Source organism: Fibrobacter sp. UBA3718 (genome assembly GCF_002371935.1).
Taxonomy (GTDB): domain Bacteria; phylum Fibrobacterota; class Fibrobacteria; order Fibrobacterales; family Fibrobacteraceae; genus Fibrobacter.
In genome coordinates this window covers 92,321-106,716 of record NZ_DFHR01000021.1, presented here as the reverse complement: position 1 = coordinate 106,716, position 14,396 = coordinate 92,321, and the positions used below count along the sequence as shown (strand labels likewise).

11 protein-coding genes are annotated in these 14,396 nt (G+C 53.9%); 9 read left to right on the top strand and 2 right to left on the bottom strand.

Annotated elements, in window-relative coordinates:
- Positions 1-69 precede the first annotated feature (69 nt).
- From B4A77_RS07995 to B4A77_RS07970, 6 genes are all read left to right on the top strand, one after another.
- Positions 70-1,605, top strand: coding sequence for a carbohydrate binding domain-containing protein (locus tag B4A77_RS07995; protein WP_290739775.1), 1,536 nt, complete (start codon positions 70-72; stop codon positions 1,603-1,605).
- 154 nt (positions 1,606-1,759) lie between these two features.
- Positions 1,760-3,595: a carbohydrate-binding protein gene (locus B4A77_RS07990; RefSeq protein WP_349678392.1), complete on the top strand. Its 1,836-nt coding sequence runs from the start codon at positions 1,760-1,762 to the stop codon at positions 3,593-3,595.
- Between the two features lie 68 nt (positions 3,596-3,663).
- Entirely contained in the window at positions 3,664-3,843 is a 180-nt protein-coding gene (locus tag B4A77_RS07985) for a hypothetical protein (protein ID WP_173365212.1), read from the top strand.
- Between the two features lie 157 nt (positions 3,844-4,000).
- Complete coding sequence (locus B4A77_RS07980; RefSeq protein WP_173382563.1) at positions 4,001-4,864, top strand: DUF4423 domain-containing protein; 864 nt, start codon at positions 4,001-4,003, stop codon at positions 4,862-4,864.
- Positions 4,861-6,066: a hypothetical protein gene (locus tag B4A77_RS07975; RefSeq protein ID WP_290739773.1), complete on the top strand. Its 1,206-nt coding sequence runs from the start codon at positions 4,861-4,863 to the stop codon at positions 6,064-6,066. The genes B4A77_RS07980 and B4A77_RS07975 overlap by 4 nt, the downstream gene beginning before the upstream one ends.
- A 148-nt stretch (positions 6,067-6,214) precedes the next feature.
- Positions 6,215-8,893 (top strand): beta-L-arabinofuranosidase domain-containing protein, encoded by a 2,679-nt coding sequence (locus tag B4A77_RS07970; protein WP_290739770.1) that lies wholly within the window; start codon positions 6,215-6,217, stop codon positions 8,891-8,893.
- A gap of 7 nt (positions 8,894-8,900) precedes the next feature.
- Here the strand turns inward: B4A77_RS07970 and B4A77_RS07965 are convergent, their stop codons facing one another.
- Positions 8,901-10,580, bottom strand: a complete 1,680-nt coding sequence (locus tag B4A77_RS07965) for a right-handed parallel beta-helix repeat-containing protein (protein ID WP_290739767.1) — start codon at positions 10,578-10,580, stop codon at positions 8,901-8,903.
- Between the two features lie 70 nt (positions 10,581-10,650).
- On the bottom strand, positions 10,651-11,538 hold the full coding sequence (locus B4A77_RS07960; RefSeq protein WP_290739764.1) for a LysR family transcriptional regulator: 888 nt from the start codon (positions 11,536-11,538) through the stop codon (positions 10,651-10,653).
- 176 nt (positions 11,539-11,714) lie between these two features.
- Here B4A77_RS07960 and B4A77_RS07955 point away from each other — a divergent pair, with 176 nt between their 5' ends.
- The 3 genes from B4A77_RS07955 (at position 11,715) to B4A77_RS07945 (ending at position 14,392) form a co-directional block, all read left to right on the top strand.
- Positions 11,715-12,269: an FISUMP domain-containing protein gene (locus tag B4A77_RS07955; RefSeq protein ID WP_290728429.1), complete on the top strand. Its 555-nt coding sequence runs from the start codon at positions 11,715-11,717 to the stop codon at positions 12,267-12,269.
- Positions 12,270-12,304: 35 nt separating this feature from the next.
- Complete coding sequence (locus tag B4A77_RS07950) at positions 12,305-13,984, top strand: putative transporter (RefSeq protein ID WP_173365205.1); 1,680 nt, start codon at positions 12,305-12,307, stop codon at positions 13,982-13,984.
- Positions 13,985-14,095: 111 nt separating this feature from the next.
- Positions 14,096-14,392, top strand: a complete 297-nt coding sequence (locus B4A77_RS07945; protein WP_290726205.1) for a hypothetical protein — start codon at positions 14,096-14,098, stop codon at positions 14,390-14,392.
- Positions 14,393-14,396: the final 4 nt, after the last annotated feature.

Here is a 14,396-nt window from a genome sequence, read left to right as displayed (position 1 = left end):
GTCAATGCTTTATTTCCCCTGCGGCATCCCGCGGGGGATTGCTCGATATATCTTTAGATATGGTGTAGTATGTCTCTCAAAAAAGGAGAAGAGATGTTTGGAAAAAGATTTATCCCTGCGAAGGCGATTTCTGCTTTTGCATTGATTGCCGCGACTGTTTTCTCGGTTCCGGCGCTTGCAGATAACATAACGGTAGACGGCAAGAGCCGTAGCATGCTTGTGTATGCGCCTTCGGGCATCGAGAAGAACCGCCCGCTCATCATCCAGATGCACGGCATGAACCAGGATGCGCCCTACCAAAAGAACGCTGCGAAGTGGGAATCCATTGCCGATACCGCGCGCTTCGTGGTGGTGTTCCCCAATGGCGAAAACAAGGCCTGGGATATCTCCGGCAACAAGGACCTCAACTTTATCAAGGCCATTATCAACGAGATGTATAGCAAGTACGGTATCGACAAGAACCGCGTGTACGTTTCGGGCTTCTCGATGGGAGGCATGATGAGCTATCACGTGGCAAACAAGATGGGCGACCAGATTGCGGCCATCGCGCCTGTTTCGGGTGGCGGCGGTGTAAACTCGCCCAAGCGCGCCATGCCGATTATGCATACGCACGGTACCACCGACGACGTGGTGAACTACAACAGCACCGTGAATACCCTCAAGGGCTGGGTCAATGCGCAGAAGTGCTCCAGCAATTCGCAAAAGATCAAGCCGTATCCCTCGACTAAGCCGGGTTCTGCCGCATCGCTCGAAATCTGGAGCGGCTGCACCGATGGCGTCGAAGTTCGCCTGCTGACGATTGATGGCAAGGGCCACTGGTATTCCATGGACGAGGCCGTGAGCGTCAATACGAGCGTGGAAATCTGGAACTTCGTGAAGAACTACTCGCTCGATGGCTCGAGCATTACGCCGCCGCCCCCTGCGATTGTGGTGCCCACGAACCGCGACAGCATCTTTAATGGTGGCTTCGATTCGAGTGCCGTGGCATGGGACTTGCAGGTTCACGGCGATGCGCAGGCGACGGGCGAGGCGAAGGGAGGCAAGTACCAGATGGACATTTCTGCCGTCGGTACCGAGAATTACCAAGTGCAGCTTATCCAGCACGATTTGCACCTCGAAAAGGGACAGTGGTACGAAATCAGCTTTGACGCGAGCGCGGGGGCCTCCCGTACGCTCGAGGTGAACGTGGAACAGCACAACGACCCGTGGGCCTCTTACCTCAAGGAAAAGCAGAATTTTGAACTCGGCACTACGTCAAAGACGTTCACGTTCAAGTTCCAGATGACGGCCGCGACCGATACGAACAGCCGCCTGAGCTTCAATGCGGGCGCCGCCACCGGCACGCTTACGCTCGACAACGTGAAAATCGCGAAGACGGAAGCCCCTGCCGATATGGGAACGACCGCCCTGCGCGGGGTGCAGTTTGTGCGCGAACAGCCGGCTGCGTATGCCGTGTTCGACTTGCGCGGCCACAGGCTCGGGACTATCGAAATGCACGATGCGACCGAGGCCGAAACACTCCTACGCGCGGGCTATACGAAGGGAGTCTATCTCCTACGCGGCCTGAAGGGTGAAAAATCGCTCCTGGTGCCCGTTTCCCGCTAAAAAACGCTGAAATCGCTGTCATTCTGGAGACCCCGAAGGGGGCGATAGAATCCATAGCGCGCCATTGACAAATAATCAATGGCGTCTTCCTTTTGAATGTGTATTTTATGCCTTTTGGGGAGTATTTTTAAATCAACAATTCAATTGTGGAGTGATGAAGATGTTTGGTTTAAAGAAATGCTCGCTCGGCGGGGCTTGTGCCCTTGCCTTTTTGGGTATGGCCTCTCAGGCCTTCGCGCATCCGGATAGCCTGGTGCTTACGCCACCGCTGGGGTGGAACAGCTGGAACGTGTTCCACGAAAACATCAACGAGAAGCAGATTCAAGAAATTGCCGATGCGATGGTCAATTCCGGCTTGAAGGACGCTGGCTACATTTACCTGAACCTCGACGACAACTGGATGGATACCAAGCGCGATGCCCAGGGCAACCTCCAGAACAACCCGAAGACTTTCCCGAGCGGCATGAAGGCTATTGCCGATTATGTGCATAGCAAGGGCCTGAAATTTGGTCTTTACGGCGATCGCGGTAAACGCACCTGCCACCATTACAACAGCAACTGGGATAGCCAAAGCGGTTCCAATGGTCACGAAGAACAGGATGCCAAGAAGCTCGCCGAATGGGGTGTGGACTACTGGAAGTACGACAACTGCGATTCCGATCCGAGAACCCAGGAAAAAGATTACACTGCCATGTCCAACGCACTCCGCAATTCCGGACGCGATATTGTGTTCAGCATTTGCATGTGGGAATACAAGGATTGGATGCCCAAGATTGCCAACCTCTGGCGCACCACTTTCGATATCGGTCCCGAATGGATTTCTACCTCCTGGTACCGCGGCGTCTACGAAATCATCGATGCGAACAACAAGTATTGGCAGATTGCAAAGCCCGGCCACTGGAATGACCCGGACATGCTCGAAGTGGGCAACAGGGGCCTCTCTTACGAGGAACAGCGCTCCCAGATGACGATGTGGTCCATCATGGCGGCCCCCATCATGATCAGTTCCGACGTGCGCAACATGAGCAACGAGACCAAGGAACTCTACCTGAACAAGGACATGATTGCCATCAACCAGGACTCCCTGGGCGTTCAGGGTCACCGCGTCTCCGATGTGAACGGCAAGCAGATTTGGACCAAGCCCTTGAAGAATGGCGACCTTGCCGTGGCGCTCCTCAACAACAATACCTCTACCCAGACCGTTGAATGCAACTTTGCAGACATTGGCGTAGAAGGCGAAGTGGAAGTTCGCGATGCCTGGAAAAAGAAGGACTTGGGACCGGTTTCGCATGTTTCTATCGAACTTCCGGCTCACGGTTCGGCGCTCCTCCGCTTGGTTCTCAAACCGGTTCCTCGCAAGCCGTTCAAGGGTGAGGCTCTCGCCATTCCGGGCAAGATCGAAGTGGAAGATTTCGACATTAACGGCGTGGGTCAGGGCAACACCACCTACAACGAGAACGATACCGAAAACCACGGCGATAGCGACTACCGCCCGGGTACAGGCGTGGACCTCTACAAGAAGGCTTCGGGCATCATCGTCGGTTACAACCAGGCGGGCGAATGGCTCGAATACACCGTGAAGGTTGCTAAGACGGGAACTTACGCGATGAACGCCTCTGTGGCTTCTGCGAACAGCACTTCTAGCTTCAAGCTCTCCATGGACGGCAAGGACATCACCGAAGAAATCGCGGTGCCTGCAGCGACCTCGGGCGAAGAAAACTACGATGAATACAATACGGTCAAGGCCGATGTGGAACTGACCGAGGGCGAACACATCCTCCGCTTTACCGTTACCGGCGACTGGATGGATATCGACTGGATCAAGTTCAGCGAACCGGGAAGCACCGAACCGGGCACGGATGCTATCCGTCAGGTGATGCCTGCCGTTCGTGGCGATGGCTCTGCGCCTCGCCTCGTCAAGAAGGGCAACACGCTCTTCATCGAGAAGAACGGCAATCGCTTCGACCTGACGGGTCACCGCCTCCGCTAAAAAATCTCCTCCTAACCCCCAAATACACCCCGCCAGTAATGGCGGGGCGTTTTTGCTATTACTTGACGATGGAAAAGGTGGACTTTGACGCGAAAAAGAAATATGACAATGCCAAAAGCTCCCGTGATCAATTCGCCAAAAGGGGAAATGACGATGCGGTACAGATGATTGAAGAAGAAATGCAGGCGTATGCCAAGCGGATGCCGCGCGAAAAAGCATTTGTCCGCTGTGTATGGAAAGGAAACTGACCTTATCGGCGAGCAAAAAGAATGATTCCTGTGCCCGAAATGGCTAAAAAAGGGCGTTTTTGACATTTTTTCAAAGGAAATTTCAGTATAGGTGCTCCTGGCGGTGGTGGAGAGATTATTTTATAAATGGGATGAATGTCTTTTCGAGAATGCGCCTATGTTGAACATCAACGAAATCAGTGATTACAGGGACCTGCTCAAGAATTACTATACCCAGCGCAAGCTGGAGATGCCGCTGTATTCCTACAAGATGATGGGTCAGAAGCTGGGGCTTGAGACGAGCCAGATCTTTCGCGTGTTGAACAAGGAACTTCACCTGCCGAACCATAGCATTCCCCTGGCGAAGGACCTGTTGGACCTGAAAGGGCGAAATGCCGAAATTTTTGAGATCCTGGTGGCGGCGGCCAAGGCGAAATCGCAGTCGAAGAAGGAAAAGCTCTATAAGATGGCGCTTTCGCTACAGGATGTGGACTTGCGCAAGTTCAGCGCGAGCGAATACCTGTTCTTGAGCAAGTGGTGGATTCCCGTGGTGCGTGCGCTGATCGAGATGAACGGAGGCCATGCCGAAGTTCCCCGCTTGGTCAAGCAGATTTCTCCCACCGTTTCTGAGGACCAGGTACGCGAGGCCATCGCGGTACTCAAGGACTTGAAACTGATTACGCCCTTGGCCCCGGAACGCTATGCGGCGACAACGGCAAACTTTACATCGGCGGGGTCAGCCACGAAGACCGCGGCCATCCGCAGTTACCAGAACCAGCTCCTGGCGCTCGCCCAGAATGCCCTGATAGCCGTGGAACCTGCAAAGCGGAATATTTCTTCGTTGCTGGTGGGCGTGGACGACGAGTGCTTTGATGACTTGAATGAAATGACCCTCGAATTCAGGCGCCAGGTGCAAAAGAGAGTTGCCGAAGTGAAGGAAGCCAGTCGCGCCATGCAATTCGTGTTCGCCTTTTATCCGGTTGCCGAGATTTCTAAGGAGCCCAGGGGCTCGCAGTCTAAAAAGGTGGGGGTGAAAAGATGAAAAGGCTGCTTTTACTCCTTGCTGTTTTCTTTGTGTTCTGGGCGTGTTCCAATGAAAAGGATATTGCCGGAATCAGTACCGTTGAAACGGAAAACGCCTTCTTGATTCAAGTTGTTCGTGAAGATTCGTTGCCGGCGGCAAACGTGGTGGCGCGTATGCGTTCCGCCGATTTTGTCCGGAGCGTAGATGCGGATTCTGCGAAGGCGGAATTTTTCAATGAATATGTGACGGATTCCTTGGGCTGTATCCGTATCGGTAGCCTTGCGGTCGATGTGGCGACCCTCGAAATTGTGGATAGGGGAGAAGGCCTGTTTAGGAAGATTTCTGCGGAAGATGTGCGGGACGGGGATTCCGTTCGTTTCGTCATGGAAAAGACGGGAAACCTGCGGGGAAAAGTGTATTTGCCCGAAGACGTCGATTACGCATGGGTTCAGGTGTATGGAACGGATCGCCTTGTAAAGACCGATAGCGAGGGCTTCTACGAGATGGATTCGCTTCCGCCATCCGAATACGGCCTGCGCGTCATTGTGGGCGATAGCGTTGTTGAACATTCGGCGAAAGTTGTTGCCGCCGAGGAGATTCGCGCGAATGTCTGCGCGTTTGAACCGGATTCTGTCAAGGTCCTGGACTTCGAATATGCGGATGCGCAGTTTGTTATCAAGGAACTCGGTATCAGCGATGCGGGCTACATGTCCGCTACGGATACGAGCGTGAAGGTAACCCCCGAAGTGGCGACTGTGCCCGAGACTCGCGAGGATATTGCGGAATTTATCGTGGAAGCCGGAGCGGGTCGCGAAGGGAACGCCATCCACTGGGAATCTTCGGCAAAGCACGGCAACTGGTCGTTCTATGGAATCTGGGTTTGCAAGGAGGAATCTCCGTGCGACCTGTCTGCTATTGATTCCATTGTCTTCTATGCCCGTGGAACCGGGGTCATCTCGATTGCCCTTGAAACCTTGGGAAGTTTGAACACAGAAGGAAAAACCTTGGCGTATGACACGCTCGCGACAGACGATGAATGGAAACGGGTCTGCATAAAACCGTCAAATTTTAAACCCCGCGATGACCTATATGGAAATCTCGGTTGGGATGTCATCAGCAAGGCGGTGACAACCATTTCGATTGCCGCCTACGACGATACGGAATTCTGGATAGATGACATAGTGCTTTATGGCGTAAAGCCTAGCGATTTTCGTCCCTGACTTCGTTTTTCCCGGTTTTACACCGGGAATTTTTTTTACGCATTTTTGAAATTTTGTCAAAAGAAAAAGGATTGGAGGGGGTGAAATCCATAGGGTATGGATTTAATTTTTGATTGGTTGTCTGGATATAGGGAAAGGATGGTACAAAATGTTTGGTTTCAAGACGAGGCGGCTTGCCTTCATTACATTCGCTGCAATGTGCGGCTTCTTTACACAGGGCTTTTCACAAGACCTGCTCTACCCCGACATGTTCGCTCTGGGCGACGTGCAGCTGCTTGACGGTCCGCTCAAGGAACGTCAGGACCTGAATGTGGAAACTCTCCTGAGCTACGATGTCGATAAGCTGATAGCCCCGTTCTACGAAGAGGCGGGAATGAAGCCGAAAGCGTCCAAGTTTTCGAACTGGGCGGGGCTTGACGGGCACGTGCTTGGACATTACTTGAGCGCCCTCGCGATGCACTATGCCGAAAGTGGCGACGAGCAGGTGAAGGAGCGTCTGGAATACATTTTGAGCGAACTCAAGACCATCCAGGACTATAATTCTAGGGATAACGATTTCAAGGGCTACATCAGCGGCGTGCCCAACGGCAAAAAGATGTGGCTCAGCATGAAGGGCGGGAATGCGGGCGCGCAGAACGGCTATTGGGTACCCTGGTACAACATCCACAAGCTCTATGCGGGCCTGCGCGATGCCTACATCTATGCAGGCTACGAACAGGCGAAGACGATGTTCCTGGCGCTTTGCGACTGGGGCCTTACCATTACGGGTGGGCTCAACGACTCCAAGATGGAATCGATGCTCGGTACGGAACACGGCGGCATGGCCGAGGTCTATGCCGACGCCTACGCGCTTACCAAGAATGCGAAGTACTTGAACGAAGCCAAGCGCTGGTCGCACAAGTGGCTCTTGAACGCGATGGCCGCAAATAACGACAACCTCACGAATGTGCATGCGAACACGCAGGTGCCGAAGGTGGTTGGTTTTGCCCGCGTTGCCGAACTCACGGGAGACCAGACCTATGTGAAGGGCTCCGAGTATTTCTGGGATCGCGTCGTGAACAGGCGTAGCATCGCGATTGGCGGCAATAGCATTTCGGAACATTTCCCGGCGCTTGACAACCACAAGAAGTATGTGGAAGAACGCGAAGGACCGGAATCCTGCAATACCTACAACATGCTCAAGTTGACAGAACGCCTGTTCAGCATGGATCACGATGCCAAGCAGGCGGATTTCTACGAACGCGCTCTATTCAATCATATCCTTTCGACTATTCACCCGAAACACGGCGGATACGTTTATTTTACGCCGGCACGTCCGCGCCATTACCGCGTCTACTCGAAGGTGAATGCTGCCATGTGGTGCTGCGTGGGCTCGGGCATGGAAAACCCGGCCAAGTACAGCCAGTTTATTTATACGAAAGACGGGGACAATCTCTACGTGAACTTGTTCTCGGCATCGCTTCTGAACTGGAAAGACAAGAAGGTGACAATCAAGCAGGAAACGGCATTCCCGAAGGGCGAAAGTGCGAAGTTTACCATTACGGGTGGCGGCAGCTTCGACATGAAAATTCGCCATCCGTATTGGGTGAAGGAAGACGCTTTCAAGGTAATTGTGAACGGCGATACCGTGGTCAAGAAATCCGACCCGTCGAGCTATGTGTCTGCGGGCAAATCCTGGAAATCCGGTGACGTAGTCGAGGTGCTGTTCCCGATGTACACGCATGTGGAAGACCTTCCGAATGTCTCTGACTACGTGGCTCTTTTGCATGGTCCGATTGTTCTCTCCGCAAAGACGGGGACGGCGAATCTGAACGGCCTTGTGGCCGATGACGGACGCTGGAGTCATATCGCATCGGGAGCGCTTGAATCTTTAGATCAGGCGCCCATGCTTGCGAGTAAAAAAGAAGACATCCCCTCGAAAGTGGAACCCGTGAAGGGAGAGCCGCTGCACTTCAAGGCGCCCTACCTGTTTGCTGCCAAGAAAGATGCAAACCTATTGCTGGAACCTTTCTACGAAGTGCACGATGCCCGCTATATGATGTACTGGATGGTGCTTACCGACCCCTCTGTTCTGGAGCGCTTGAAAAAGGAACAGGAAGAGGCTTTGGCGCTTGACGAGAAGACGGTCGACAAGGTGGCGCCTGGCGAGCAGCAGCCTGAAGTGGACCACAAGATGAAAATCGAGAATTCTACGTCGGGAACGGCTAACGGCGAGTTCTACCGCGATGCGGGCAAGTGCAGCGGTGGCGACGGCGGCCTGATTAGCTACGAGTTCGAAACCAACAGCGAGGATTCCCTAAGCCTGATGGTGCGCTACTGGGGCAACGAGGGCTGCACCCGCATATTCGATATCAATATCGACGACGAGAAACTCGTGACCGAGACGATTTCGAATCGCTGGAACAAGAACGAGTTCGTGAACGTGACTTACCCGATTCCGGACAATATGGTGAAGGGGAAGAAGATTGTGCGCGTCTCGTTTACGGCTAGTTCCGGCATGGTGGGCGGCATTTACGGCGTGCGACTGCTCCGCAACAAACCGAAGCCCGAACCGGTGTCTATTGCTGCGAAAAAATCTGTCCGCCCCGACCTGAAAGCGCGCGTGATGGGTGGAGAATTGCAGATTGCTTCCGGAACAGCGCTTTCTCAGGGATTTGCTGCAAGGATCTATTCGATGGATGGCCGTCTCGTAAAATCCGAGGCGCTCCCTGCAGGGCAGAGTACCTTCAGTATTGGCATCTCCGACATGAAAAGCGGCATGTATATCCTAAAAATCCAGCGTGACGGCTATAGCTACGCTTCTACGATTTTCCGGAAGGAAAAGTGAGGAAACCTCACTGCTTGATGATTACCTTGCGCAGGGTCGAACCTTCCTGCACGAGGTAGGCGCCGGGGGCTTTTATCGTTCTGATATGACGGCCCTGTAGGTCGAAAACAAGCGCGGCGCCACGGGTGGCGTGCAGCCCAGGTAAATACCCGTTGCGGGGCATGGCGATGGAGGCGGCACTTTCCGCGGTGCTGGACGAACTGCTCGTGGAGTTGCTCGACATCCCGTATTCGAATGCGCCGAGGTCTGGCGCTTCGCCTGCAAACAGGAATCCCAAATCCTCGCCCCTGTCGATGGCGCGGCTCCCCTTCTTGAGTTTCAAGAAATCTACATAGGGCAAGCTGCCGTCGGCATTGCGCGGTCCCAAGATTCCCGGAATCGTCGAGAGATCCTTGCCCGTGACGGTCATGCTCGGGTCGTCGAGACTTTCAAAGTCGTCTTCGGTGAGGTCGAGTTTCAGGTTCCATGTGTTGTTCTCGCCGGCGGGGCATTCCACATAACGGTCGATGCCCTGGCTCGGTATATACTCCCAGCACTCCCCGACTTGAGAATTCTTGTTCGGGAAGGCGATGTTGTTCTTGAGCACGTGCGCGTTGTCGCCGGTGAGGGGTGCCACCTCGGCAATGCGGTTCCCTTCGGAATCGAAGAGCGTCGATGCCATGGCAAATTCGCGGTCCTTGTTCATGTACGACGTGTTGTTGAGCCACTTGCTGCCCACACCGGTGTAATTCGCGTAAAAGCCCGTCGCCTTGTTTTTCCAGGCGGCGCAGAACTTGATGGTATGCCGCCCGCCGCCGAGGGTGCTTTCGCCCATCTTGATGCCGTGCCCGTTGCCGTTCTTCGGGTTACCTAGCCCGTAATCGCTGTAGCCGTTCCCCATGGCGTAGCAGTTCTCCAGCACCACGGGGAATTCCTGGTTGATGAAGTCGAAACCGTCGTCGCTGTTCCACCAGGCGCGGCATCCGATGAACTTCGTGGTATCGCCCTCGCCCGGCTTCTGGTAATGCGCGCCGAAGCCGTCGGCATTTTCGCCATCGCCCTGCCAGCCCAAGGGGTCGTAGTTGTCGTGTGCATCGCAATTCAAGAAGATGTGCCCGCCGCCATCCGGTGCGCCGTCGTTCGCGAAGAACCCGGGGCCCGCATTATGGTGGCTGTCAATCTGCTCCAAGAAAATGTGCTTGCTCGCGTAAAGGAAAACGCCGGAATTGGAATTGTGCTTCATGGGCGTGTTACGGACATCAAAACCCTTCAAGTGCAGGTACTTTGCCGAAATCACGATGGGCGACGTGTACATCGCTCCCTCGGGAGTGCCGTCGCTATGTTCCACGCCTGCCGCCACGGGCAAGTTCGCGCCGTCAAAAATCGGACGCTCGCCCGGGTAGGCCAGGTAATGGATGCGGTTGTCGTCGCTCTCGCCGCTCGAGGTCAAGAGAATTGCCGCAGTCATCCTGTAACGCTCGAAAAAGACCGTATCGTGCAGGTCGTAGATGCCGCCGCGAATCCACACGGTATCGCCCGCGGTCACCACGGTATTCGCCTTGTTGAGCGAGGCGAAGGGCTTGTCCTTCGTGCCCGCCGCACTATCGCTACCGTCGGTCGCCACATAATACACGGCACCGAACGCCTGAGCCGCCGCGAATGCGAGCGCGAATGCAAATGCGTAACTGTTCATTTTTTTCGAGCGCATGTTTCGCTTCCTTTTTTTGAGTCCGCCTGAACTCCGATGCGAATCCCTATGCATCCAAATATATACTATTCTACGGGCGTCTTCTGCTCTTTGCGATATGTCCGGTTAAAAATCGGAAAAATTTATCGCAACGGGTGTTGTCCTGCTTGTTTCGGCGTATCGTAATGACGATGTCCCGCTTGAATTCTGCATCGGTTATCCGGAGCAGGCGAATGCGGCGGTTGTTTACCCGCCCCCATGAGAACTCTGGCCAGAATCCCACGCCGATTCCGCCAGCGATTGCGTCTTTTACGGCAAGCGCATTGTCGCTTTCGAAAATGATGTGTGTCTTGAATCCGACGCGTTCGCAGTATTCGTTGCAGATATTTCGTAGTTGCTTTGAACCGTATAGCCCGATGAAGTTTGTCTCGGAGAGTTCACGCAGCGAGATGCTGTCGCGCTTGCGGTATTCGGCCGTGTTGGGGACTGCGAGGTATATTTTTTCGGTGCAGATGAAATTTTCCTCGTTTTGGTTTGCTTCTTTCGTGATGGCGGGGGCCTTTGCGTAGGTGCGTACGCAGATATCGTATAGGGTTGTCTCTTCGTTCTGCACGAGATTGAATCTCAGGTCGGGATTACTTTTTTTGTAGAGAATCACGGCGTTGGTAACGAGTGTCGAAGCGGCGAGGACATTTAGATTTATGGTGAGAGCGTCTTCGTTCGCCAGTGCGCGGAGCTGTGCGGGGAGCGCGTCGATGTCGTCGTAGAGGGGCTTGGCTTTCCGGTAAAAATATTCCCCTGCTTCGGTGAGCTTGATGTTTCTTCCCTGCGTCCTGAAAAGTTTCACTCCGATTTCGTCTTCGAGTTTGTGAAGGGCGTGGGTGAGTGCCGGTTGCACGATGCATAGTGTCTTTGCGCTCTGCGTCACGTGTTCGGTGCGTGCGACTTCCAGAAAGTAGCGGATGTGCGTAAGTTCCATAATTCGGTCCTTTGGAGGTCTTCTTGTCGATTCATCAAAAAATTTGATGAATTAAATATAAATAATCTATTAGACAATATGAATTGTCTATTCTAATTTTGAGCCCGAAATCAATAAAACCCGCCTTCGGGCGGTAACATCCGCCTCCATGCGGTAACAACATAAGGAGTTGTATCATGAAAAAACTGATTGCCGTCACAGCCATTGCATGCATCGCTATCGCCATGAGCGCCTGCCAGGACAATCGAGATTGCACCTATAGCGCAGACAGGCACACCCTCGCATGCCCCGAAAAGACCTATGCCACTATTGACAGGGGAGGAAAGACCTGGATGGCAGAAAACCTAGATGTCTATAGCCCAGACTCCAGCGTCTGCTACGACAACAATCACGACAACTGCGTGTCCATGGGCCGCCTTTACACCTGGAAGGCGGCTTCGGGGTCTGTATGCCCTGTTGGCTGGCGACTGCCGACTCAGCAGGAGTTCAAGGATGGATTTGGCGATGCGTCTGTGGATGATCTCAAGAAGGCGGATGTTTTCAACATGCAGTTCGCGGGCTTCGAATACTATGATGGCAAGTTCGCCGACAAGGACGCAAGTGCTAGCTTCTGGACGGCCGAAGCCTATGATGATTCCAGGGCATACATGGTGCGTGCTACCGATTCGGGTGTCGCCTACGAGCACTTCAACAAGAACATCTTTGCTTCTGTCCGCTGCGTAAAAAACTAATCTTCGCATAACAAACCATCAACCGCGAGTTCCCAATGACCTGGTTAATAGACCTATTTACAAAGCCTTCGGTAGGGCAGCAAGTTGTAGTAATCGCGTTTACCGCCGCTATCGGCCTCATGGTCGGAAAAATCAAGGTCAAGGGAATTAGCCTTGGCGGTGCGGGGGCGCTCTTTGTCGGTATCCTCCTCGGGCATCTCGGGCTCCGCGTAGAAGGAAACGTGCTCCATTTCATTCAGGAATTCGGCCTGATCCTGTTCGTCTACACCATCGGCATGCAGGTGGGGCCCGGGTTCATGGATTCCATCCGACGTCATGGTCTCGTGCTGAACGTGCTTTCGGTCGGGATTGTGCTGCTCGGCGTGCTTGTGACTCTTTGCCTCTACTTCTTTACCGGCATGCATGACAACGTCCCTGTGCTTATCGGGATGCTCTGCGGTGCCGTGACGAATACGCCGTCGCTCGGTGCTGCGAATTCTGCATTTGCTGCGGCCGGGGTGGATACCTCTCTTACGGGAATTGGTTACGCGGTTGCCTATCCCTTTGGCGTCATCGGCATCATCTTGGTGATGATTCTGATGCGCGTCATTTTCAGGCAGGACCCGAACAAGGCTGCCGAACGCTATACCGCCGATATCGCCGCGAATAGCAAGGAAATAGTATCGTGCAGCCTCACGGTCGATAACCAGAATCTGTTCGGAATACAGCTGAAGGAAATTCCGGACTTGATTTCGAGCGGCGTCGTGGTGACGCGCTTGCTGCGAGGCGAGAATATCTTTACCCCGAACGGGAAAACGGTGATAGAGCGTGGCGACAAGATGCATATTGTGGGAATGCCGGAAGCGGTCGCTGCCATGGAAAAGATTATCGGCCGGCGCCTTGAAACTCCCATCACCAAGTTCGCATCGGATCCGGCAAAACCGATTCAGGTGAAGACGATTCTCGTGACGAACAAGAAGGTTCTCGGGCGTACTATCGGTTCGCTTGCTCTTGCCGAACGCTACGGCGTGAATGTGAGCCGTGTGACCCGCGGGGGTATCAAATTTACGGGTCGCCTCGACTTGCGCATCAAGTTTGCAGATAAGTTAATGATTGTCGGTTCCGCCGAAGGTATCGAGGCTGTTGCGAAGGAACTGGGCAATTCTCTCACGGCGCTGGACCATCCCGAAATTTTACCGGCGTTCCTTGGAATATTCCTTGGCGTCATTGTCGGGAGCATCCCGCTTGCGATTCCGGGAATGCCTACGCCATTGAAACTCGGCCTTGCGGGTGGTCCGCTTGTTGTTGCAATCCTCCTGAGCCGCAAACGCAAGATTGGTCCCCTGAATTTCTTCATGGCGAACAGCGCGAACCTCATGCTCCGCGAATTTGGCCTGACTTTGTTCCTCAGCTGCGTGGGTCTCAATGCGGGTATCCGGTTCTTCGATGTGCTGTTGAACGGTGATGGCCTCTATTACATGGGGCTTGCTGCCCTTATCACGTTCCTTCCGCTCGCGGTAATGGCGTGCGTCGGGCATCTTGTGTTCAAGGTGAACTACCTTTCGCTCTGCGGTGTGCTTGCTGGAGCCACGACCGACCCCCCGGCACTTGCTTTCGCGAACAGCCAGGCGGACAGCGAGGCTGTAAATATCGGCTATGCGTCCGTCTATCCGTTGACCATGCTGTTGCGCATTCTAAGCGGTCAGGTGCTTGCGATTCTGCTCCTCGCCGCTTGATAAGACCTTATTTCGACCCGTTTCGCAAGGGACGGGTTTCCTTGTTTACGATAATTGTGTATTTTTCACGAAAAAGGCGCTGCACCGCGAGGTGCGGTTTTTGAGGTATATATGCAAAAACTAGTTATCGTGACTTTCGTGCTTCGTGCGTTTGGATTTGTGCTCGTTCTCCTGAGCCTGTTCGGGCACGACCTGATTCTGAACGTATTCCCCGGTCTTGAGGGAATGTCCATCAACCCGATCTTCTATTCGGGTATCGGTGTGTATTTTGTGGGTGCGCTGATTTACTTCTTTGTGAACAAGAAGCGCCGTGCCGACCGTCGCCGCGAAGAAATCGCGGAAGCCGAACAGCGGGCCTTCCAGAGTTCCGCCAGAGGACAGGACCAGGATGGTGGTCAGGACGCATAGGTGA